The following is a 22,901-nucleotide window of genomic DNA, read 5'->3' on the forward strand; positions in this document are numbered from 1 at the left end:
ATGATTAAGCGTATAATAGATTGATTTACCATTGAAAAATACATCCGTAATATTTAAGTTGAATGTGTAATTCTTAGTAGTTCTATTATATTTAAACGGCATACAAAATACATTTGAATGTCGTTTATATAGCATTATAGTCCACGAAAAAAGGAGTTTTCTGTATATCTCGTTTTGAAAAATTGTATTTTTCGTTTTTGCGATTATATATCTCGATATATAAATTTATATAGTTTGTCCGTATCATCCGGATTGTTGCAAAGGTAATCAATATATTCTTGATAATACCCTTTCAGCTGCTTTATCTTGTCATTAAGGATATTATTGTTACGATTGTCAAGCGTGGTCAACGTATTGCTGACCATCGCTATTTGTTTCTTTTTATTCCATTGCTCTGGCATTACTTTCAAGCCAGTGGCAAAATAATGCTGCTTGCCGTTTTGGTAGATAACACAATAGACATTAGTCGGCTTGTCTACTTTCGGCCTTCTCAAATTAAAGTTGCAAGTGATTGCACTGATAAATAATTGCGTCTGCATACTGGTCATTATATTTGGTCATTATTACTTGTCATTAAAAACCGTCATTATTTGGACAGTTTGGGCAATAACTACCAGCTGTAAACCGTTTATTTATCGGTACTTGCAAATTTTTTTAGCAAATTTTAATCTGGCAAAGTCCCAAGTCTTCAAGGCAAGTTATTCCAAGCGTAATGCTTGCATAGGAATATGGAATCTTATCCTCCATGTCACGTGCAGCCAATCCTTCAATATTCTCTATCTGCAGATGATAGAGAAGCAGGTATTGGGCTACTGGTGACAGAGCCTTAGCCTGCTTGGTCTTGCGGATGCGCTCATTAGCCAGAAGCATAGGCAAATGAACGTATTTGTCCGAGACTATGAAATAAATATCTTTGTCTATGAGTCTCTGCCTTTCATAAGCTGGGCAGGTTTGTAGCAGGAATACGATAGGAAGCTGGAACAGTGAAGAGAGATTGCTTGCTGTAATGGCCAAACTGCGTGGTGGAGCTACCTTTCCTTTTGGTTCGGCGAAAAGCAAGGACATACCGTGGTATTCGCCATCGAAGAACTTGTATGCAAGTGAATCTCCAATGGTGACACCTTTCATCTGCGCCTTCTTCCGTTCTTGCAGCTGTATAGGTCTTCCTAATATGATGACTTCATTTCTCATTTTAATCATTCTGCTTCATTTTAATACCCTATTAAAACGATGCAAATATATTAAAATAAACAGGTAATACCAAATTTTTTGTATTTTTATGCAGAAAGGTTAAAATGTATGCAAAAACCAGATTTTCTTTGAAATAAACATGGTTATTTCCAAATAAAAGAGTATTTTTGCACTTTACATAAATATACGTAAAATATAAGATAAAGCTCTGATGTGAGCTTAGCAATATAGTAACAATGAAATATATTTGGTTGATTATCTTTCTGGTATTGCCGATAGTCGGTGTTCTTTATACCGCTTGACGAGTGTGGCATTTACTGCCTTTTACCATTGCCATGAAATGGGTGGCAGTGGGAGTTTTAGTTGTATGATTCAGCACCATGTTCATCGCCTTTTCGGGAGTGATAGAGAAAATGCCGCTTTTTGCTGCAACTGCAGTTTATGAAGTGGACTTTTCCTTTATCTTCATCCTGTTGTATCTGGTGATGCTGTTCCTCGTGCTCGATTTTGGCCGCCTTGTCCATATAGTGCCTAAAGCATGGCTGTTTGACAATGGTTATACTTCCATCGGCATTTTAGCTGTTATGCTGCTGCTTTTCGGCTATGGCAACATACACTATAATAATAAGGTGAGAGAACAGATCGATATCAAGACAGTTAAGACAATCAGCTCAGATAAGAAGAGTACTAAGATAGTGCTCCTTAGCGATCTTCATCTCGGCTATCACAACCGCCGTTCAGACTTCAAAAAGTGGGTGGATATGATCAATGCTGAACAGCCCGACCTCATATTGATAGCCGGAGACATCATAGACATCAGCATCCGTCCTTTGATAGAAGAGAACATAGCTGAGGAATTTCATCGTCTGAAAGTCCCTGTCTATGCTTGTCTTGGCAACCATGAGTATTACAGCAACCAACCTAAGGAAAGGCGATTTTATCGTGAAGCAGGCATTACGTTGCTGCAGGATAGCGTGGCAAAGATAGGCAATCTGTGCATCATTGGCAGGGACGACCGTACGAATATGCAGCGCAAATCCTTGGCGATGATTATGGAAGAGGCCAGAAAGAAGGGCTTCATTTCTGACTTGCATCAAAGGAAATATTCGAATGAGTTTCTCATTCTTCTCGACCACCAGCCTTATCATTTGGAAGAGGCAGAACGAAACGGCATTGACTTCCAGTTTAGTGGTCACACCCATCACGGACAGGTTTGGCCTGTCTCCTGGATTACTGATGCATTATACGAGAAAGCCTATGGCCCACTTCAAAAGGGAAATACCCGATACTACATCAGTTCGGGCATGGGAATCTGGGGTGAAAAATTCCGCATAGGTACTCAGTCGGAGTATGTAGTGCTGACAATTGAACATAAGTAAAAATGAGATTAGTGGATTTATAAAGAGCGGCCTTCGGGTCGCTTTTTTTTATGCTTATACTTTTCCTTGCTGAAAGGATTGTCTTTTTATAGGAGGATTTCATTCATCGACTTCTGGGAATTGGTAAGAATTCTGTTGCGAAGGTAACGGTTCTGTCTTATCTTTACAAGGTCAGGGCGCTGCTTTGCTGAAAAATCTCCACACCTATCGGGTAGTATTTTGCAGACAAAACCTTGTATGGATAGCCATAACACCTTCTGAATGCAACATAATTTTTAACCATCCCAGAAGTAGTTGATCTACGAAAGGGAGATAAAATCAGATGGCATTATGACTACAATGAAATCAATTCTCAGCCGACTTACCCAGGCGGTGAGCGGCACAGACAAGGAACTCTTCAGTGAGCAGGAGTTGAACAAGTTTGCTTCATTCTATCTTGACAAGTGGGATGAAAACACAAGCGAGGACGTGGTGGCAGAGTCTTTCGTAGACTATTGGTGGAACACCGACAGGGCTTGCAGACGATGCTCAGAGTGTGGCAAGCTGATGCGTGAGGGTTATTGCGCTGACATGGGAGTAGCCTACTATTGCAGCAAGGATTGTCTGCATAGCGACTTCACAGACGAGGAATGGGCTGAGGAATGTGAATCCAACGACCAGAATTATTATACAGAATGGTAATCAATAAATATACAAGACAATGGCAAATCAAGCAACAACGACCTATAAGGTCACAGGAACCAAAAAGGCTGTAAGCAACCTTTGGAACACTCTTCAGCGCATGGAGGTGAACAGCAGGAACATCTGGCTGGATGACCTTGCCAAGCACTATGGAATCGACTATCAGAAGAAGTCCATCAGCGTGCGTGGTCACATCTATTGGGCAGAGTATGAGGAGGATGAAGACACCAGTCTGCTTTCTTTCGAGACCGAAACTGCCTGGGATGCTTGCAATGACCTCTTCTTTGAGATAAACCGACTCCTGGATGATGAGTTGAGCATTTCCTACAGATGTTGCGAGTGCGGATGTGAGGTTTATTACACCCACGATGAAGGCGATTACTTTCCGGAAGAATGCTGCGTCAGTGCATCCGGCGAACCATTTGAGGATTGTTGCGATGATGTTTACGGCACTATAGGAGAAGCCATCAGGGAATGGACATCCAAGACCGGCATTGAGCAGGGTGAGCAAACCGATGAGCAGATGATGGACTTCATCAATGAATATGAGTATGAGGACGACGACACCTATTTCTACATCCGAACCTTCACCTTTGAATAAATGACCCCTCAAATCCTGACGTTTCCCCTGACACTTTGGGTTGTTAGGGGAAGCGTGAAGGTACTCTCGCCAGATACCCGTACCTTTGTACACGTTAATACATGTAGCCATATATACTTGGAGCCATGTACACATGAATACATTCATACATATATACAAAAGATTTTATATTATGTCATTGAAAATCATTACATTCGCCAATCATAAAGGTGGTGTTTCGAAGACCACCTCTACAGCCTCCATCGGGGCTTGCATGGCACGTATGGGCAAGAAAGTCCTGCTCATAGACCTTGACGGTCAGGCAAATCTTACCCTGTATTTCATCCCTAATGAAGATGAGGTGCAGACAAGTATCTTTGACTCTCTGGTTGATGGCGCACCCCTGCTAGTGAAGCACATCAGGGAAAACCTCGACCTCGTTCCTTCCTCCCTCGAAATGGCAAGCGCAGAGATTGCCCTCACCAATCTCCTGGCAAGAGAACAGCTGCTGAGCCGACTGCTCGAACCCGTGAAGCAGAACTATGACTACATTCTCATAGACTGTCCTCCGTCCTTGGGAATCGTCACCACAAATGCCTTCCTTGCAGCAGATGAAATCATTGTTCCGATGACTCCCGAACTTCTTCCTCTGAAAGGTATGAGAATGCTCGATTCCTTTGTCTCGACCTTGCAGCGAGTGAAGCCGAACCTCAGACTTGGAGGCGTTTTCATCGCCAGATTCAACCATCGCAAATTAAACAAGGTGGTTGAGCAAGCCGTGAAGTCACGTTACGAGACTATCACCATGCAAACTCGCATCCGTGAAAACATCGCCCTAGCAGAATCGGCAGGCAGCGGTCAGAGCATCTTCGAGTACGACCCTCAATCGAACGGAGCGAAGGATTATCAGGCATTGACAGAGGAAATTATCTCACGTAATCAGTAAAGACTATGGTAAAGAAGAATATGGACATTCTGCTTGGTAACATTCTCGGTAAGGCTGCCATTCATCCGCAGGACAGATTTGACAAGTCTCCTGGGAGTTCTCAGGAGAAGCAGAACCCTGCCCCAAGCCCTCAGGCAGAGAGCGATTTGACTAATGAAGACCCCTGGCGACATTTCTCCTTTATCTGCTCAAAGGAACTCGTTGATAAGGTTCAGACCATCGCCCGAAAGGAAGGTTTCACCATCCGTTCCTTTATGGAATACGTCATGAAACAAGGCGTTGAAGCTTATGAGTCTAAATATGGTAAGGTCAAGAAAATCAGGACTAAAACCATCAGGGAAGTCATGTAGAAAGTGTGGATGTGTAGCCATGTACACATGAATACATTGATTCACGTACACGTTAATACATTGATACACGTACACGTTGATACATGTCCACATGTGGATATGAATACAATGAAATTAAATAACATCAAAAAGAAAAGTCATGAAAATGAAAAAGTATCTTTCAATCGCCATCTTTCTGATGATGATGGCTTCACCAGTAGTATTCACTTCTTGCGGCAATGATGACCCGACGGAGGACATCGGAAATCCGGAAACAAAACTGGACGTTTGGACAGAGCCATTCCATATCATGGGTGCGAATGTGGATGAGGTTAAGAGCTATATGGCTCAATCCATGAAGCGTTACCGCCCGGTGGCTGAGACTTCCAACGACAACATCCAGTTGACCTATATGACAGGGCAGGGTAGTGAAGGCGTTCTTTACAGCTTCTCCCGTCTTGACGGTTCGCTCTATTCCGTCATTGATACGGAGCGAAGTGTGAACCGTGGTCTTGTCATTGACTATCTTAAGAAGCACTACACGCTTGTTTCTGCTGATGAAGCCAGCCTGCAGTATTGCTTCACCAACCAGGACAAATCTATGGTGATTACAACTATGAAGGTTTCAGATTCCCATTTCAATGTGAACTATTCATTGGTTTATTGATAGAGAAAAAGAAGATTGCCACCATCAGAACTTCGTGCTCTGGTGGCGGTAGTTTTAGATGCCTGCGTGTGCTTTAAGGAGCATCCAGCTCTTTGTTGTGCTAAATAATAATAAAAATAACGTCTGATGGATATAAAAACAAGTTTTATTTCTTATATTTGCAATCAAATTACAAATATCGATGTTAAAATGGTTTTAGAGATACGTTTAAGCAATATGTTCTCGTTTCGAGACGAGGTGACTTTGGACTTGCAGGCTGCCAAGATTCAGACAAAGAAGGCAAGGGAGCTTGAAGGTAATCTGTTTTCCGTGGATGGAGAACAGATGTTGAAGAGCGTTGCCTTATTTGGAGCCAACGCTTCGGGTAAAAGCAATGTGATAAAAGCCATCAGAGCTTGCGTGAACATGGTTCGTTCATCACATAATTATAATGTTGACACCAAGTTTGCCATCTCACCTTTCAAGTTTGAGGATTATGCAAACAAGCCAAGCTCTTTCTATATCCGTTTCCTGCTGAATGGAGTAGAGTATGAGTATTCCTTCTCCTTTATGCATGATGAAATCATCACCGAGACTTTGTACTATTATCCGAATGGTCGCAAGTCGCTGGTATTCAGCCGTGATGAAAGCAGAGGAACTGAAAAGAAAGACATCTATGAGTTTAAGACAGTCATCAAGCGTCCTTTCGATGTAGCTGACAATACATCAAAGAAGACACTCTATATTTCTCGTGCCAGTCAGATGGACAGGGAAATAGCCCAAAAGATTTTCCTGTTTTTCTGTAATGACATCGTGCTTGATTATCAGGTGGCTAACATTGATTCTCTGGATAATTTATTCAAGGAACGAAAAGAGCAGATGCTGGAGGTGTTGAGAACGGCAGATAGCGACATCATTGACTTCAAGATTCAGAACAATGCCATCACGACTTTTCATCGTACCAACCCTTCCGTTGCGTTTGATTTCGAGACGGAAGAGTCGGAGGGAACCAAAACTTTGTTCCGGATGATGGTGAGGATGATTGGTATTATCCATGAAGGAAAGATGCTCCTTGTCGATGAGATTGACAACAGCCTCCATACACAGCTGGTGGAATTTGTAATAGGTATGTTTAATCATAGCGACCATGCCCAGCTCATCTACACCACTCATAACACCCATTTGCTGAACACCGATTTCCAGCGAAGGGATCAGGTGTATTTCGTGAACAAGCGAGAGGATGGAAGCAGTGATTTGTATTCTCTGTTTGATTTCAAGGATTTCCGGGACACGCTGGATATGGAGAAGGCTTATCTGCAGGGACGCTTTGATGCCATTCCTTATATTTCGACTCTAACACTTTAGAAATATGGCAAGAGTACAAAGAACTTCTAAAGGGAAGACAATGAAGCCCAACTATTTCGTCTTTTGTGAGGGTGAAACAGAGGTCGCTTATGTTGAAATGCTGAGAGCGCATTATCGTCTTCCTATTCATATCATACCTAAGCGTACATTGCTTAATGTTACACCTGCTCTGATAAGCAGATGCAAGGCTAATTATGTGGAGACCAAGCATGATATGACATTCTTGATGTATGATTTGGATGTGCCTTCTGTTCTTAGCAGATTACAGAAGATACCTGGGGCTATACTGCTTTGCTCCAATCCTTGTGTTGAATTATGGTTGTTGTTACATTATACAGACCAACGTGCTGAAATCGGAAGTACCGATTGTGTATCTAAGTTGTCTGGATATATTAAGCAATACAAGAAAGGCAAGTTATCCATTGAGGATAAATTAAGTTTGATGGACAATGTTACGATTGCCAGTAAAAGGGCAAAAAAGTTGTCCCCATATAAGAATCCTTCAACTACAATTTATGAGTTGATAGAAGAACTTGATAAGTTGAAGGGTAAAAATTAAAGGTTAGAGTCGGCTTTGTTTATATATAAAGCCGACTCTAATCTATTTAGATATTCGTCTATTTTTCTTCTGCACATTCCGCATACAGTGTATTCGCAATTGGAATTAGTTATGGATTTCACCTATTCAAATAGATATTTCATTGTATTCATGTGGACGTGAATACTTGTATATATGTATAGGTGTGTACATGAATACACATTCAAAAGCAGTAAAATGCCGAAAAAGAGACTCTTTAAAGCCTTTTTTCTGGAAAAATCTATCATTTAGGTCTAAGTAATTGGCTATGAACAGCCTTATGAGTTATGAAATGCAGTAGGTAATGATTTAGCGACCTATCTTCAACAGTGATATACAACGCTTTGCATAACTCGAATAACCTATTGCAAAGATAAAGGTATATCGTGAGAAAAAAGAATTTTCTCCAAATTATTTTCATAGAGCCGTCCGTTGAGGCGGCTTTTTGTTTTCAGTGTATTCCGTTTTATGATAAGATGCAGTCCTCGAAAACTGCGTTTTTTGTTTTCGCCCCGCTTCTCCGTCTGCACATCCTCCACTTATGCCCGTGTATTATGTCGGGATCGGTTGTTCGTTGTCAGCGGCAAAGGTAGTTCCGGGCTTCCACGGACAAAAAAGGTCGGGGCGGCAAGCCGTTTAGACGACAATCTCCACACTTCCATTTCATTGCAGGTAGTATTCTCGCCATAAAACCTTGTTTGTCCTAAGCCCTGCCTTTTTACGCCACTGAAACGAAAACGACCGACCCGACGGAAAGACGCATAAAAAAAATGTCGGATATGCGAGAAGCAGGGAAAAAGAAAATGGAAACTCAACTCCCTCACCTCTAAAATCCGCATAAAATCAAAAAAATCAGACAAGATGAAACTGAGATACAAAATATCAATTTGGGTGGTACTTGCACTCGCAGGCTCTCTCCTTTGGGGCGGAAGCGTCTGGCTTTGGCTGGCAGGGATATGTGCAGGGAAATTCCTCATTCGGCTACTCCTTACCATCACTTTGGCAATCGCAGTGTACATCTTGGCTTATGCCCTCATCATCGGGGCAACTCTTTGGTTACTCATTTCTTAAACAGACAGATATATGAAAAGAAGAAGCAAGACAATCGCACAGCAATGCAGATACTACGAAGTGGACAACATCTTCGAGTATATGGTATCGGTTTACCTCAACGGAAACATATCCGCCTTTGGGGAACTATACAAGGAACTCAATCGGAAGGACAGAAAGGAGTTTATCACCTATCTCTTTTCAGAGGTTGCCCCTACCCATATCCAAGAAATCATTTTAGCAACAATCTAAACATAGGAACAATGGAAGCATTCAGATTTTACCAAGACCGAAAGGTTACTTGTTGGGAACGCACCCACTTTGAAGTAACAGCCGAGAATTACGAGGAAGCCGTTGCTCTTGTCAAGTCGTGGCAAGGTGAGGACGTTCTCTGTTTTGAGGACAACGAGAAAGTCATCATTACGGACGGAGAAACATTATATGACACCTCCGAAAGCCTATCCGTAGAGGAAAACGGAGGGAAACCTACTATCGAGGTCTTTGCGGACAATGGAGAAGACATCATCAATAATACAACCCGATAACACCAAACGAATATGAGAACGGAAACAAGAGCATACGAGGTATATAACCTCCACGAACTGACCAAAGAGGCACAAGCAAAGGCACACAGCCATTGGGCGGAACATTTCAACTATGGTTGGGACGAAGAAAACCGAAAGACATTGCAAGCCTTTGAACAGATATTCAATATCAAGGTGGACAGATGGTCATACGATGATTATTCCTATTGGTATCGTTTCACTTCTCCTTACAGCGAGGAAGAAGATAATTTGAAAGGGGTTAGACTTCTGAAATACCTTGTCAATAACTATTGGAACGACTTGTATATACCCAAAACCATTTGGGGGCACAATTACAAGACAAAGCGCAAGAGCCGTGTATTCGTCACCAATGATTGTGTTTTGACGGGCTATTATATGGACTATGAGATATTACAGCCTATATACGACTTTCTGAAAGCCCCCGACAACACCACCCTTTACGAACTTATGGTCAAGTGCTTAAACGGCTTTTTCAAGGCTTGCAGGGACGATATGGAATATCAACTCAGCGAAGAAGCCTTTGCCGAGAGTTGCGAAGCCAACAACTACGAATTTCTTTCTGACGGAACATTATTCAACTGATAAAAACAACAAAGACAATGAAAGGTACAGAACATTTCAAGGACGTTATCCAAAACTATTTGGAAACGAGAGCATCATACGATGAACTCTTTGCGGAGAGTTTCCGCAAAGAGAACAAGAGCATAGACGAGTGTATTACCTACATCTTGACGGAAGTCCAAAGAATGGGGTGTGCAGGTCTGTCCGATGAGGAGGTATATTCCCTTGCCGTGCATTATTACGACGAGGATAACATCGAGGTGGGCAAGTACATCAACTGCCAAGTTGTGGTAAACCATACTATCGAACTCACGGAGGAGGAAAAAGCGGAAGCAAGAAAAAAGGCTATCGAGCGATACCAAGCAGAGGAATACCGCAAACTTACCGCCAAGAAACCCAAATTGGAGAAGCAGGTGGAACAGCAGATAGCACAACCCTCACTATTCGAGTTTTAACCCTTAAACAACAAAAGAAAAATGGAAGCAACGGATTTGAACGAAGCACGCATCTATGTAGGCACTTATGCCAAGTACAACAACGGCTCATTGCAGGGCGAATGGGTGGAACTTTCGGACTTCTACGATTTGGACGGCTTTATGGAGCGTTGTGCCGGGATACACGAGGATGAGGAAGAACCCGAATATATGTTCCAAGCGTGGGAGGAAATCCCCGATGGTCTGATAGCCGAGGGGCATTTGGAGGAAACCTTCTTTGAACTTCGGGACGAGTTGGACAGACTGAACGACACGGAGAAAGAAGCCTTTTGGGTGTGGGCAGACGGCAACAACGCCCAACTCACACAAGACGCATACAGCCTTGTAAAATCTTTCCAATCCGACTACATAGGAAATTATGCAAGCAAGGAAGATTTTGCGGAGGAACTTGCGAAAATGGAGAATGAATTATCCGATTTTGCACTGAATTACTTCGACTTCTCCAAATATGCCGATGACCTTTTCGATATGGACTTTTGGTACAAGGACGGTTATGTATTTCGCAATAACTGATTAAGGAGGACAGATTATGAAACCGAGAAACAAGTTTGAAAAGGCAGTACTTGCCGAGAGCAAACACCTTCGCCCGATAACCAAGACGCATAGCAAATGGGCATTCCGTGAATGTATAGACCATTTCGCCTACCGACTGCCCAAAGGTCGTACCACGTGCATGGATTGTGGGTATAGTTGGACAATGGAGAACCCAACCGAACATTGCACTTGCCCTCATTGTAGAGCAAAGTTGCAAGTCCGAACGACTTTTGAACGTAAGATAAGGCAGAAGCAATACTTTACGATACTTACCGCTTGTGGAGAACACCAAGTACTAAGAATGTTCCTCCTTTCCGCAGAAATGGAGAAAGGTTGCAAGGCAACTCCATATGTTATTGAAATCGGTCAGTATTGGTGGAACGCACAAGGACGAAAGACGATTGTTGCCGTTCAGAGAGTATTGGGCAGATACATCGACACCTTTTCCTATTGCTCGCCTATGGCAGTGAGAAACGATAACGAAGCCTACCGCCATATATCCTACTCTCCGATATATCCGAAGTTCAAGGCAACGGATACACTCCGTAGGACTGGATTTAAGAATGATTTTCACGATATCGCACCAACTGTTCTCATTCCTGCCTTATTGTCCGACAGCAGGGCGGAAACATTGATAAAAGCAGGCAGAACCGAACATCTGAAATACTTTCTTGACAATTCGAGGGCATTTGACGCTTGTTGGCAATCCTATAAAGTCGCCACTCGCAACGGCTATGACATAGAGGACATTTCAATTTGGTGCGACTATGTGGATATGCTCCGCAGATTGGGCAAGGACATACACAGCCCCAAGTATGTTTGCCCCACCGACCTGCATAGGGAACACGACCTAAGACAAAACGAACTCCGCAGACAAAGGGAAAAAGAAGAGAAGGCGAAGAAACGCAAAAAAGCAATGGAGAACGAGAAACGTTTCCACGAACTCAAATCAAAGTTCTTCGGTATCTCATTCACAGACGGCACAATCCAAGTCCACGTCTTGGAGAGCGTGCAGGAATTTTTGGAGGAAGGAGTAACAATGCATCATTGCGTATTCGACAATGCCTACTATCTCAAAGAAAACTCGCTAATCCTTTCTGCAACCATCGAAGGCAGACGGATAGAAACGGTTGAGGTCAACCTTGACACGCTCAAAGTGGTGCAAAGTCGTGGCGTGTGCAACAAGAATACGGAATATCACGACCAAATTGTGAGCCTTGTCAATGCCAACTGCAAATTGATAAGACAGAGAATGAGAGCGACAGCATAAGAAACAATTACCAAAACATCACAGAATATGAAAGCAGAAATAGAAAGCATCGTATGCAACTGGGCGGACGAGATACCCCATATCCTTATAAGGATAATCAATGCCATTACCCTATCCACCAACGAGAAGGAATTGAGGGCAGCCGTCAATCGGATAGCCGAAGAAACGGAACTTGACAAGTTCTTTGCATACGGCTATGGCGCACACCATTTTTGGCTTACCCACCGCAGGTTATCCAATGGAGAGCCAAAGGAACACAGATTATTAAAGGTTGAATTTTGAGAATATGAAGAAGAAAGTTTACAGAGTACGGACGCAGTACATTTTCAAGGGAGTTTTTGAGGTAGTTGCCGAGAGCAGAGAAGAAGCACGACAAAAAGTCATTCAGGATTGCGGAATGGTGATGGGTGGAAACATTCACAGCACCCTGCCCGATGAGGAAATCAATTGGGCTTTCTCCACGCACCCCGAAGTAAGGACGGGACGGATAACCATTCAAGAAAAACAGACAGAGTAAAGCGGTCGGCAAATCTGCCGACCGCTACTTTCTTTCGTGAGCTTCGAGCGGACAAAGAAAGTAGCAAAGAAACCCGAAGAAAAGTACCTCGTTACTTTTGACAGTGAGTTGGGACGGCTCAAAAGTAACAAAAAGCCAATAAGATATAATATCATTCTCTCAAATACAGGTAGATATGTTTGTTTTAGAGGGAACGTTAAGTCATTGTTTGTATTTATCTAAAAACACATGTGGAATACAGTATATATCCCTTTTTGCTCTTGTGTAAGCAACGTAAAGTTTATTCCGGGTTGACGGATTTAATTGATGCAATGTATTGTCATTGTATCCTTTCAAGGTAGTTTGGTTCAATACAATACAAACATCTTGGAACTTATTGGAAAAGCCACTCTACTTTGACCCTTTTGGCCAAACAGGATTGCTCACCTTGGCCATAATATGATTGACCCTTTTGGCCAAAATAATATTAACCACTTAGTACAAGTGTCGTTAGAGTTTTTTATGTAGATTTGGGAACCCGAGTCCTGGTGTAAGGGGTAATAATAAAATCTATGCAAATGAACAAGAGAATCAAGAACATTTTAAGATGTTATGCGGCAGGGATGGGTATCAAGGAAACGGCATCCACGTTCCATACTTCCCGTAACACTGTCCGCAAGTATGTCCGCCTGTTCCTTTCAAGTGGGAAAAGCATCGATCAGCTTCTCTCCCTTTCCGAGGAGCAGTTGCATGAGATGTTTGTCGGTACGGAATCCCGACGTCGGTAGCCTTCTTCCAAAAGGATTGAATTGGAGGCTTTGCTTCCCGGATATGTATCCCGCCTGACACGCAAAGGGATGAGTGTCAGAAAACTGTTTAAGGAGTATCATGCTGAATATCCTGACGGTCTTCAGCTGTCTTCCTTCAAGCGGGCAGTCCGCCAGTACAAGTTCCACATCAAGGTCGTCGGCCATGTCGAGCACTATGCCGCAGACCAGATGTATGTTGATTTTGCCGGTGACAGGCTTGAAGTTGTCGATGAGATGACAGGCGAGACGAAGAAGGCCGAAGTCTTTGTTGCCATCCTTCCGTTCAGTCATTACACCTACTGTGAGGCCGTATGGTCGCAGCGCAAGGAAGACCTGATCAAGGGATGCGAGAATGCCATGCTGTATTTCGAAGGGGCTCCGGCGGCAATAGTCCCCGACAATCTGAAGGCGGCCGTCACCCGAAGCGACCGCAACGAGCCCGTCATCAATGACGATTTCGCCGCTTTTGCCGAGCATTACGGCTGTGCGGTCTATCCCGCCCGTGTACGCCACCCCAAGGACAAGGCCCTTGTTGAAAACGCAGTGAAGCTTCTCTACCGTTCCGTTTACCTGGACATAGAGGGAATGACTTTCTCCAGTCTGGACGATCTCAATGCCGCTATCCATGTTTCCCTGCACGATTTCAATGAAAAGGTGATGGCCGGCCGGGAGGCGTCACGCAAGGAGATGTTCCTGCGCGGTGAGAAGGACTACCTCCGCCCGCTTCCACTGAAACGCTACGTCATGAAAGAGAAAAAGCTGATGACCGTCGGCAGGAACTCCTACGTATCGCTGTTCAAGCACCATTACAGTGTTCCCAAGGAACATGTGGGGAAACGCGTGACGATCCTCTACGATGCCGACACGGTGGAAATCTACTGTGGCATGAACCTTGTCGCCGCCCATGACCGCAGTGACGTCCCCTACGCTTATTCATGGAAAAAGGAGCACTACCTGCCGGGACATTACGGCCCTTATGACAAGGACTTGGAGGAACTCTTCCGGCGTGCCTCGGAAATGGACAACACCGTATTGAACTATCTTCGGGAAGTGGAGCGGCTCATGCAGTATCCTCCCAAAGCGTTCAGAGCCTGCCGGGGCATACTGACGCTGGAGAAAAAGTACGGGCGTGACCGTCTGGTGGCGGCCTGCGCCTGCGCAAACCAGAAGCTGCAATACGGATATCAGGCCTTACGCGAGGTGCTTGAACTGGGAGAAGACGCGGATTTCCTTCCCGATGAGGACGGAAGGGTACAGCCCCTCGGGGCTTCCCCTGCGCCACCGACCCACAAGAACATACGCGGACGTGAATATTACAGAAAAGACAAACAAGAATTATAAAGTTCGGATTTATGGAAACAAACAACAAGACAGCTCCTGTTACAGGACAGCAGGATCAGAATGCCATATCGCTTGATTTGATGAACCGCATGAAGCTGCATGGTATGGCGGAGGCCTTCAGGGAAAGCCTTGCAGGCACCACGCCGCAGGCCATGACGGCGGACACTTTCCTTTCCATGCTTCTTGCACGAGAATGGGACCATCGTGCCCAGGCTGCCATAGCACGGCTTACCAGGAATGCGGCATTCCGTTACAAGGCCTATCTTGAAGATATAGACTATGCCACGAACCGGGGGCTGGAGCGCAATCAGATGGAACGCCTCGCCACCCTGGATTTCGTGAACAAAGGGCAGAACCTTTTCGTCACAGGATCTTCCGGTACGGGAAAAAGCTTTCTGCATGTGCCCTCGGCCACGAGGCGTGCATAAGGGGATTCCGCACTTTCTATGCCAATGCCCCAAAACTGCTCGGGGCACTGAAAGTGGCCAAAATCAAGGGTACACTCGAGGCAGAACTCAAGAAGATCGAGCGGTGCCAGCTGCTTATCCTTGATGACCTGTTCCTTGTGCATCTTGACGCCAGGGAACGGCCCATACTGCTCGAAATTATCGAAGACAGGCATGAACGGAAATCCATCATCATAACCTCACAGTACCCTGCGTCCAACTGGTATGACATGGTGGGGGACCCGACAATAGCAGATGCCATTCTTGACCGTATCATTCATACGGCGCATACCATAGAATTATATGGCGAAAGCATGCGTAAGTTAAGGGCTAAGAAAAGCCAGAGAATCTAAAAGGGTAAAATAAAATTGACCCCTGCACCAGAACTTTACAAGGGGCAATCATGTTGTGGCCAACAGGAGCAAATTCTACTTGGCCAAAAGGGTCAAAGTAGAGTGGCTTTTCCAGCTGAGATACGCTGCACGCTCAAACGAGGTGGTGAGTTTGCTGACACTCGCTATACAATACGTTATTTCCAGTCTGACGGCAAAGGCTTGCTAAAAAATGACAACGGCACTGTCTTTAAGCCGAATGACCGCTATCCGCTGACAAAGGAAGTGTTCCGCTTATACTACACCTCGCTCTCCACCGACCGTCAGACGATTGACGTGTATGTGGAGGATAGTTTTGGGAAAGTTCAGCAGCTGACCTTTAGTTTTAACAACGAGCGGGAAGAGGGCAAGGATAAGCTTGCATCTTCTCGCCACTAAGAACATAATGGATGCGAACGATAAATGCTTTCATTTTACTTTGTGTATTCTGCCTGTTCTGTCAGCCGACCCTTGCCCAGCGCAGGGTGCGGCTGGCAGACTTGCCACCTTTTGAGCGTGCAGTAGTCGTTGTGAAATACTTTGAGGGCATGCACAGCTGGAAGAATTATCCCTATGTTGGGTATGGGCATCAGCTGCAACCAGGCGAACACTTCACTGCAGATATGACAGAACGGCAGGCAGACTCCCTGCTTCGTGCCGACCTTTGGGAATACTTTGAACATTTCAAAGGCTATGGTAAGGATGCGCTACTATTGACCTTGCTTGCCTACAATGTGGGTGTGGGCAGATTGCTTGGTTATGGAAAGCACCCTAAGAGTAGGTTGTTACGAAAGATAGAGGCTGAAGATAGGAATTTCTATCGGGAGTATGTTTCGTTTTGCAGGTACAAGGGGAAAGTTTTGAGTGGATTGGTCAGGCGCAGACAGGTGGAGTTTGCCCTGTTTTATGTACCTTGATACATCAATCCGTCCCACGCAACAGACTTGGTAAGAATTTAGCCCTAATTTGAAGGCTTTTTTTGTAGAATACCGCTATACCTTCAAAGATAGATTCCTTATCAAGAGTTGCTGTATAGGTTATCCTCTTGTTTAGCCTTTTCTTTCATCCACCCTTCCTTATAAAGAAGAATGCCGTTGACTCCTTGTACGATGGTGATGTTTTCTTCGTCGATGATTTTTGTTACGCTCATAGTCTTATGTTTGGGGGTTATTGTTCGTTTTCAGTGCTTTCTCTTTGTGGTTTCACGCAGCGGAACAAGCAGACGGAAGCCATTTTTTCTGTCAGCACGTCATCGCCATACATACTCCGAAGTCGGCTTTCGGCTTCAGCGAAGGTGTCGTATGGAGGGTGGAAAAATCCTTTTCTTTCCATTACTTTCTTAACAAATAAATCAGCCAATCGGCGTTCGCCCTTGACATAAAAGCAGCCGCAGAAGCAACCACCGGGTTTCAGCACACGGAAAATCTCGGCAAAAGCTTTTTCTTTCTCAGGGAAAGCCTGAAAGCCGTTCATCGACAGTACGCAGTCGAAGATCTCGTTGGCATAGGGAAGTTCTCCGACATCTCCTTGCTCCAAAGACAGGTTGGCTATCTCCTCTGTCTCTTTCCGCAAAGCCGCAATGGCTATCATTTCTTCCGAATAGTCCAAACCAACGATCTCGGCATCTTTCATCTGGCGATACTTCTCGGCGGTGAAAATGGCAGTGCCGACAGGCACGTCAAGCAGTCGTCCCCGAAAATCGTCCGGTATGAGATCAAGCACTTTCCGAGCCAAGAGATTTGTGTCTTCGTTCCAAATAAATCGCATATATATCCTTGACCACCACTTCCGTCCGGTCAATAGGTCGTCGTAATGTTCCATCATCCTTTGGTAGGAATTGCTCTGTCTGTTTGCCATCATCTTCTTATCAAGAATGTTCATTTCTTATTTTGCAAAAGTACGATATCTGCTTCGTTCCTGCAATCGCCAATAATAATGATTTTTATTTCGGATTATTGCTGTCCGGTAAAAATAAACTGAAACCTCTGTGTCTCTTTATCCATCGGTATTGCAGCCGTTTTACTCATCTATCGGCTTGGTTTTCAGTTTCAAATTGTAAGCATTATAAAATGCGCTTATTTTGGTAAGAAAAGACCTATAATAACAGATAATTCTAACAAATAATAAGTTTGAGTCTATTTTATCTAACACGGGTAGACCCCAAAAAGTTTTACCGGACAGCAATAATTTCGGATATTCTCTATATATGTGAATAGGGAATCACAGAATATCATTGCGGATAAGATAGAAGATACTGCGAATGTGTTTCGTATAAAACTTCAAAGGCTATGGCAAGGATACACTCCTGCTGACCTTGTTTGCCTACAATGTGGGTGTAGGGCGATTGGTCGGTTATGGCAAGCGACCCAAGAGCCGACTGCTGCAAAAGATAGAATCCGGAGAGAGAAATTTCTATCAAGAGTATGTTTCATTATGCCGATACAAAGGCAAGGTTTTGCGTGGACTGGTCAAGCGGAGGCAAGTTGAATATACATTTTTTCATATTAAATAGGAGTATAATACCTAAATATTCGAAAATCATATAGGCAAAAATACTATTTTATTGTAAAAAGTTTGGAATGATTCTGTTGAGAGTAAAATTATTTCTAAACGTAATGGAACTTTCTATGATAATTTGAGGGTAATTGGATATCTTTATAAAGATGTATTACCCCCTCTAAGTAAGCAATTGTATGCATATTTTACCATCAGTTCGTATTGTATAGGTATTCAAGTCTAAAACTTAACAAAAAAGTGGTCAAGATTCAAATTAGTATGGTGTGATACATAATAGCCATCAATACCGACAAATTGACATGATTGCGGATACAATTTCTCTGTACAGGAAAATTTGTTTTTCATTATTTTATTAATACCGCTTACTATTGATGATATATCACCTTCCAAAACATAACCTAACATACAACCATTAGGTGGATAATAGCCAGAAACATAATGGTCAATGCCGGTTTCAATGTATCTTTTTTGTTTTGTTAGAGGGTATATGGGTTTTTTACATCCATTTTTTATAATCTTGTTTTGAATAAGATTTTTCGCCTCCACACTAAAAGTTAGATAGTTCTCATTCCATACTCCAAGTTCTAAATCTACACGTTTTGCACTCTTAGCTTTTTTCGTTCCCTGAAGTATCTCCTTATCGTAAAGAGGAACTTCGCTGACAACATGAATCTGCCATTTCAAAGCATTTGGACTGGTGTTTATAGCTGTAGAAATGTTTGCAGATATGTTCTCTTCATCCCAATCCACAGTAACAATATGTTTGTTTTTCAAATCAAGACAAGCTTCGCCAATAAGCCTAATGCAGTTATCATGAAATCCTGCACTAAAGTCATTCCTGATATTTTCCTTCAAAGTTCCTGTCATAGCATCCTGTTAACGCATCGTTATTATTTCGGCAATTAATGCAGCTGCATCATCCTCTGCCTGTGAACGAGTCCAATATCGCTTTTGGTTTGGCTTAACAATATATATATGATTCCCATCATAGAACTTTAAGTTTTTCTGTATATAGATACTTGTAGATTTCTCCTTTACAAGTTGTTTTTCAATCTTAGAAAGAAGACCTCTATATTTCGACAAGTCACATATATCCACCTGATTGCATGACTCACCAAAAAACAGATGTACAATATTCAAAGGATCGTATGGAGTTGAATTATAGACATAGGCACTTACTTTATTGACAGATTGTCCCAAAAATGTATTTAATGTATTGCACAGAGTCTCTGCGTAACTAATATTTTCCTCCTCTGTGGCCCGATGAAATGCTAAAGAATTGCCATGATTTTCGAGTAAATCAATGCTGTACTTCAGTGTATCTTCAATAAGAATTTTCTCGTTGTCGGTAATCCTCAGCAAATGGGAAAAAGCATCGAAAATAAGTTGCTCTTGCTTTTTTATTTCTTCCTCATTTGGCATAAGAGACTTTTGCTCTTCCACTATTTTGTCAAAAGGCTCGACAATGGCAGGTAATACCTGCTCATAGCCGGGAACAAATGGAGAGGCTAAATCCAAAACCTCATTTAGCAGGAAAATCTCTCGTTCAATTCCCCAAAAAGAAGCAGTCAGTTTTAATTGAAAATTGACAATATCAGAGTTTAGATAAGAAACCAAAAATTTCTTATCTTCCAAACTACCACCATTCATTATGTGGGCAGATGTCGTACAATAGCATGATTCTTCAAACAAAGTGCATGCTATCTTGTTTTTATGTTGGCCCTGCTTAAAAATGATAAATGGTGCTTTGAAAAGCTCATCATTATTTTTCCTATAGGCTTTCGTATTATTGGAACATACTTTTTGGGGATTTGTATAATATCTATCAATTGCCTTAATGTTTATAATTTGTTCAGGTACAAAGTCAGGATGTTTTGAGTCTGCATTTAGACCACGTCCAAATGACCAACACAATCTCTTGAAGAAGTTTTCAAGGGTTTCGTTCTGATTTTCCAGTCGCTTCAATAGCCTGAAACAAGAATAATTACCCCATTGTGCAATTTTCCAGATCTTTGTGTTTGCTTTTTGGCATTCTGTTCTCGGAAGAAACTTTATATCGCTCTCATTTATAACAATTCCATCTATGGCACTTGTCTTCTGATAACTCTTTGGTGCCCAATATGCTATTGTAGGGGAAATTATTTTCGGTTGTTGATGTTTGAAATATATGATGCTGACAGGACTCGTTGCTCCATTAAATAACCGTCCGCCAAAGTCCTCAGGAACTTTTCTTAAAATTGATAAGTTATATAGTTTTTCTACATAGTTCTCGTTCAACAACCACTTTCTGAATTTACAATATGTTCCTTGTGTATTAGTCAGAAGTTTCGTGTTGAAAATCAATGCGATTTCTCCATGAGGGCAAAACTCCACCGATTTATGGATAAAAGCTATTACACTCTCTACGGCAAATCCTTTCTTTATGCAATAGTTTTTGACAGAGTCCAAAACCCCTTTCGTTCCAAAGGGAGGATTCCCGATGATTAGATCCATTGATGGTAACATATCGGCATTTACATCGCCAATCGTATCCATGCACAAAAGGTTTTTTCCTCCTTCCTTTCCTTTTTCCCAAATGAGATAAGGAAGTTTGTAATCATCTTTTGTCCATAAATTTTTGGGATCCAGTTCATCTATAAGTGCTATATATAAGCTGAAAGCAGTCACCTTAATAGCAGTTTCGTCAATTTCTATGCCAAATATATTATTTAGCAAAATTTCATTTAGCTCTGAGAAAGATATTTTCGTAGTATTATGCTCGCGTTTCCATCTCGAAATGAGTCTGCGATAACTTTCCACCAAAAAAATGCCAGAGCCACATGCAGGATCAAGTATTCTGACATGATGATTAGGAATGTCAATAGGGAGCTTTTCTTCTAAAATCAGGTCAACTAATCCATGCGGAGTATAAAATTGCCCTTTTTCAAGTCTTTGCTGACCTAAGAAAAGCTCATAAACTTCACTCAACAACTCGACCTGAATGATACCGAAATTAAACAATCGCCAATTATTAAATAACTTTGGATTGTCTGACACATCACCATCCATGAAGCAATTGCGTACTACGTTCAAATTTTCTGCAGTAACCACATCTTTTTCACCGGGGAATAATGGTGTTATATTTCCATTGAAATGTTTCTGCAGCATTTCAAACAATGAATATGTGGCATCTTTATCTTGAAGAATATCAAAATAGCTTTGGCATTCCGGTTTTATGCTTTCGTACAAGCCAGCCTCTCGTGCCGCCCCCTTGTCCTCCAGAAAAAGGATGAAGAGCGACCGTATCAGCAAGCCATGTATAATTTCCTGGTGCAGCCCCGTTTCTTTAAGCTTGTTTGTCGTTTGGGATAATGAGCTTACTAAGAAGTTATCCAATCGTTCTTGAAGATTTATCTTCTTTTTAAGTTCATGGTTTGTCCAGATTGTACCGCAGTCTATGCCAATACGTGAAAACAAACTCGCAAAACGCTCAAAGGACTCTCTTGTTTCTGTTTCTGTGCAGCATCCTAATTCCAAAGACTCAATCTGTTTGGACAAATGATCCTCTGAATCATCCTTGCGAGTGAAAACAGGTTTTTTATAGCAATTATATACTCGTATCTCTGTTGTACTTTGAACGAAAAGAAAAATCACTCTCCTGTAATTCCATGCATTGTTTTGTATTTTCTCAATACGTAAGAGAGTATCCCTGTCGAAGCTATCTACATTTAGGAAAAATACAGCTGGTTTGTTGCCAGAGAAATACACTTTGTCCACCCCCAAGGCTTCTATATCCGCAAATGCAGGATATGAATTACGCAGTTCTGAAACATCAAGTAGGAGATCTGCGTATCCTAATTTATCTATCAGTGCATTATTCTGCATAATCATGCTGTCTGTTTGTGGGATATTTCTGCCACAAAGATACAAAAATAATTTGGAATAGATAAAAAAATGGCTATATCTTTGTTTTCTTTTGTAGAATCTGTTTTACAATTATAAGGAGCATGACAAAATATAAGGTATTTGTTAGTCCTCCAAAAGATTAGAATATGCACCTCTGGTTATTTCCTTATTTAAAAAAGTTCTACAGAGATAATAAAAAAGAAAATAAACTATAATTACATGATATGTTTTAATTTATTTCTTATGCGTTTTAAATGTAACGAAAACTATAAAAATAGATATATCTCTTTGGGCATTATCATTTCTTATTCTAATGGGCATACCGTTTCTACTCTTTTTGCTTGTATACTCATTGAAGGCTTTTATACCTATTTGCAAAAATATATTTAATATATGAACAAGATTCTCCATATAATAGTAGTACTTTTGATATATCATCTGATGAAATCTTTAATGGTATTTTATCTGATAGTACAAAACCAAAGGATTATTTCACTTGATTAGAGAATTTCCCAAAGAAAAGTTATTGAGCTTTCCTGCAACTTTCTTTTGCTTCTTTTCTTTAGTCGCCTGCTCGTTCAAAGATAAAGAAAAGAAGCCACGCAAACCTAAAATTTGCGTGGCTTTTACTATTATTCAGCAGGATATTTTTGCACTTTCGTTATTCTACTTATTCGTTTGTTAGAATGTCTGTCAAAAGCCCAATTTATTGCATCATCGGGCAAAGTGCTGTGAATGCTACCACCCATCACCAACCCACAATCTTGCAGGACTTTCTGCCGTGCGTCTTCCTTGCTCTCCGCAACCACATCAAACACTCCATCGAAGATGTATTGCGTCCGAACTCTGTAAACTTTCTTCTTCATA

Annotated in this window: 26 protein-coding genes and 3 pseudogenes; 22 read left to right on the forward strand and 7 right to left on the reverse strand. The window is 42.2% G+C overall.

Features of this window, described 5'->3' with window-relative positions:
* Window positions 1-203: 203 nt before the first annotated feature.
* On the reverse strand, window positions 204-548 hold the full coding sequence (locus PREDE_RS12310; RefSeq protein WP_015310552.1) for an Arm DNA-binding domain-containing protein: 345 nt from the start codon (window positions 546-548) through the stop codon (window positions 204-206).
* A gap of 106 nt (window positions 549-654) precedes the next feature.
* A complete protein-coding gene (locus tag PREDE_RS12315) occupies window positions 655-1,200 on the reverse strand; it encodes a hypothetical protein (RefSeq protein ID WP_005847825.1) in 546 nt (181 codons plus the stop codon).
* Window positions 1,201-1,571: 371 nt separating this feature from the next.
* Between PREDE_RS12315 and PREDE_RS12320 the strand changes: the two genes are divergently transcribed.
* The 21 genes and pseudogenes from PREDE_RS12320 (at window position 1,572) to PREDE_RS12415 (ending at window position 16,549) form a co-directional block, all read left to right on the forward strand.
* Window positions 1,572-2,570: a metallophosphoesterase gene (locus tag PREDE_RS12320; RefSeq protein WP_005847821.1), complete on the forward strand. Its 999-nt coding sequence runs from the start codon at window positions 1,572-1,574 to the stop codon at window positions 2,568-2,570.
* A 330-nt stretch (window positions 2,571-2,900) separates the two neighbouring features.
* Complete coding sequence (locus tag PREDE_RS12325) at window positions 2,901-3,251, forward strand: hypothetical protein (protein ID WP_015310553.1); 351 nt, start codon at window positions 2,901-2,903, stop codon at window positions 3,249-3,251.
* A gap of 19 nt (window positions 3,252-3,270) precedes the next feature.
* Window positions 3,271-3,852: a hypothetical protein gene (locus tag PREDE_RS12330; RefSeq protein ID WP_005847815.1), complete on the forward strand. Its 582-nt coding sequence runs from the start codon at window positions 3,271-3,273 to the stop codon at window positions 3,850-3,852.
* Window positions 3,853-4,024: 172 nt separating this feature from the next.
* Complete coding sequence (locus tag PREDE_RS12335; protein ID WP_015310554.1) at window positions 4,025-4,777, forward strand: ParA family protein; 753 nt, start codon at window positions 4,025-4,027, stop codon at window positions 4,775-4,777.
* Window positions 4,778-4,782: 5 nt separating this feature from the next.
* Complete coding sequence (locus PREDE_RS12340) at window positions 4,783-5,127, forward strand: hypothetical protein (protein ID WP_005847811.1); 345 nt, start codon at window positions 4,783-4,785, stop codon at window positions 5,125-5,127.
* 139 nt (window positions 5,128-5,266) lie between these two features.
* Window positions 5,267-5,773, forward strand: a complete 507-nt coding sequence (locus tag PREDE_RS12345; RefSeq protein WP_005847809.1) for a hypothetical protein — start codon at window positions 5,267-5,269, stop codon at window positions 5,771-5,773.
* A 126-nt stretch (window positions 5,774-5,899) separates the two neighbouring features.
* Entirely contained in the window at window positions 5,900-7,117 is a 1,218-nt protein-coding gene (locus tag PREDE_RS12350) for an AAA family ATPase (RefSeq protein ID WP_005847807.1), read from the forward strand.
* A gap of 4 nt (window positions 7,118-7,121) precedes the next feature.
* Window positions 7,122-7,676, forward strand: coding sequence for an RloB family protein (locus tag PREDE_RS12355; RefSeq protein WP_015310556.1), 555 nt, complete (start codon window positions 7,122-7,124; stop codon window positions 7,674-7,676).
* Window positions 7,677-8,555: 879 nt separating this feature from the next.
* Window positions 8,556-8,765: a hypothetical protein gene (locus tag PREDE_RS14410; RefSeq protein WP_005847798.1), complete on the forward strand. Its 210-nt coding sequence runs from the start codon at window positions 8,556-8,558 to the stop codon at window positions 8,763-8,765.
* A gap of 12 nt (window positions 8,766-8,777) precedes the next feature.
* Window positions 8,778-8,996, forward strand: a complete 219-nt coding sequence (locus PREDE_RS12360) for a hypothetical protein (protein ID WP_004365312.1) — start codon at window positions 8,778-8,780, stop codon at window positions 8,994-8,996.
* An 11-nt stretch (window positions 8,997-9,007) separates the two neighbouring features.
* Window positions 9,008-9,289 carry a hypothetical protein gene (locus tag PREDE_RS12365; protein WP_005847791.1) on the forward strand — a complete coding sequence of 94 codons (282 nt, stop codon included), beginning with the start codon at window positions 9,008-9,010 and terminating at the stop codon, window positions 9,287-9,289.
* Window positions 9,290-9,301: 12 nt separating this feature from the next.
* Window positions 9,302-9,892 (forward strand): hypothetical protein, encoded by a 591-nt coding sequence (locus tag PREDE_RS12370; protein ID WP_005847788.1) that lies wholly within the window; start codon window positions 9,302-9,304, stop codon window positions 9,890-9,892.
* A 17-nt stretch (window positions 9,893-9,909) separates the two neighbouring features.
* The gene (locus PREDE_RS12375; RefSeq protein WP_005847787.1) at window positions 9,910-10,326 is read left to right on the forward strand and encodes a PcfK-like family protein; all 417 of its coding nucleotides are present in this window, start codon (window positions 9,910-9,912) and stop codon (window positions 10,324-10,326) included.
* 21 nt (window positions 10,327-10,347) lie between these two features.
* Window positions 10,348-10,878, forward strand: a complete 531-nt coding sequence (locus PREDE_RS12380) for an antirestriction protein ArdA (protein ID WP_005847785.1) — start codon at window positions 10,348-10,350, stop codon at window positions 10,876-10,878.
* A 16-nt stretch (window positions 10,879-10,894) separates the two neighbouring features.
* Complete coding sequence (locus PREDE_RS12385) at window positions 10,895-12,169, forward strand: PcfJ domain-containing protein (RefSeq protein ID WP_015310557.1); 1,275 nt, start codon at window positions 10,895-10,897, stop codon at window positions 12,167-12,169.
* Window positions 12,170-12,196: 27 nt separating this feature from the next.
* Window positions 12,197-12,451: a hypothetical protein gene (locus tag PREDE_RS12390; protein WP_005847781.1), complete on the forward strand. Its 255-nt coding sequence runs from the start codon at window positions 12,197-12,199 to the stop codon at window positions 12,449-12,451.
* A 4-nt stretch (window positions 12,452-12,455) separates the two neighbouring features.
* Window positions 12,456-12,686 (forward strand): hypothetical protein, encoded by a 231-nt coding sequence (locus PREDE_RS12395; protein ID WP_005847779.1) that lies wholly within the window; start codon window positions 12,456-12,458, stop codon window positions 12,684-12,686.
* Window positions 12,687-13,243: 557 nt separating this feature from the next.
* A pseudogene (gene istA, locus PREDE_RS14135) lies at window positions 13,244-14,815 on the forward strand (IS21 family transposase).
* An 11-nt stretch (window positions 14,816-14,826) separates the two neighbouring features.
* Window positions 14,827-15,614 (forward strand): annotated as a pseudogene (gene istB, locus PREDE_RS12405) (IS21-like element helper ATPase IstB).
* A gap of 15 nt (window positions 15,615-15,629) precedes the next feature.
* On the forward strand, window positions 15,630-16,031 hold the full coding sequence (locus tag PREDE_RS12410) for a DUF3872 domain-containing protein (protein WP_015310558.1): 402 nt from the start codon (window positions 15,630-15,632) through the stop codon (window positions 16,029-16,031).
* Between the two features lie 11 nt (window positions 16,032-16,042).
* Window positions 16,043-16,549, forward strand: a complete 507-nt coding sequence (locus PREDE_RS12415; protein WP_005847771.1) for a glycoside hydrolase family protein — start codon at window positions 16,043-16,045, stop codon at window positions 16,547-16,549.
* A gap of 101 nt (window positions 16,550-16,650) precedes the next feature.
* On the opposite strand, the gene PREDE_RS14375 is transcribed toward PREDE_RS12415, so the two are convergent.
* Both PREDE_RS14375 and PREDE_RS12420 read right to left on the reverse strand, forming a co-directional pair.
* Complete coding sequence (locus PREDE_RS14375) at window positions 16,651-16,782, reverse strand: hypothetical protein (protein WP_005847769.1); 132 nt, start codon at window positions 16,780-16,782, stop codon at window positions 16,651-16,653.
* 17 nt (window positions 16,783-16,799) lie between these two features.
* Window positions 16,800-17,513, reverse strand: coding sequence for a class I SAM-dependent methyltransferase (locus PREDE_RS12420; protein ID WP_005847767.1), 714 nt, complete (start codon window positions 17,511-17,513; stop codon window positions 16,800-16,802).
* 394 nt (window positions 17,514-17,907) lie between these two features.
* Here PREDE_RS12420 and PREDE_RS14305 point away from each other — a divergent pair.
* Window positions 17,908-18,144, forward strand: a pseudogene (locus PREDE_RS14305) (glycoside hydrolase family protein); the annotation flags it as partial.
* Window positions 18,145-18,368: 224 nt separating this feature from the next.
* Here PREDE_RS14305 and PREDE_RS12425 read toward each other — a convergent pair.
* From PREDE_RS12425 to PREDE_RS12440, 3 genes are all read right to left on the reverse strand, one after another.
* Window positions 18,369-19,016, reverse strand: coding sequence for a hypothetical protein (locus tag PREDE_RS12425; RefSeq protein WP_005847760.1), 648 nt, complete (start codon window positions 19,014-19,016; stop codon window positions 18,369-18,371).
* A gap of 9 nt (window positions 19,017-19,025) precedes the next feature.
* The gene (locus tag PREDE_RS12430) at window positions 19,026-22,019 is read right to left on the reverse strand and encodes an HsdM family class I SAM-dependent methyltransferase (protein WP_005847759.1); all 2,994 of its coding nucleotides are present in this window, start codon (window positions 22,017-22,019) and stop codon (window positions 19,026-19,028) included.
* Between the two features lie 647 nt (window positions 22,020-22,666).
* Complete coding sequence (locus PREDE_RS12440; RefSeq protein WP_005847756.1) at window positions 22,667-22,900, reverse strand: hypothetical protein; 234 nt, start codon at window positions 22,898-22,900, stop codon at window positions 22,667-22,669.
* Between the last annotated feature and the right edge of the window lies 1 nt (window position 22,901).

The organism is Prevotella dentalis DSM 3688 (genome assembly GCF_000242335.1).
In the GTDB taxonomy this organism is placed as follows: Bacteria; Bacteroidota; Bacteroidia; order Bacteroidales; family Bacteroidaceae; genus Prevotella; species Prevotella seregens.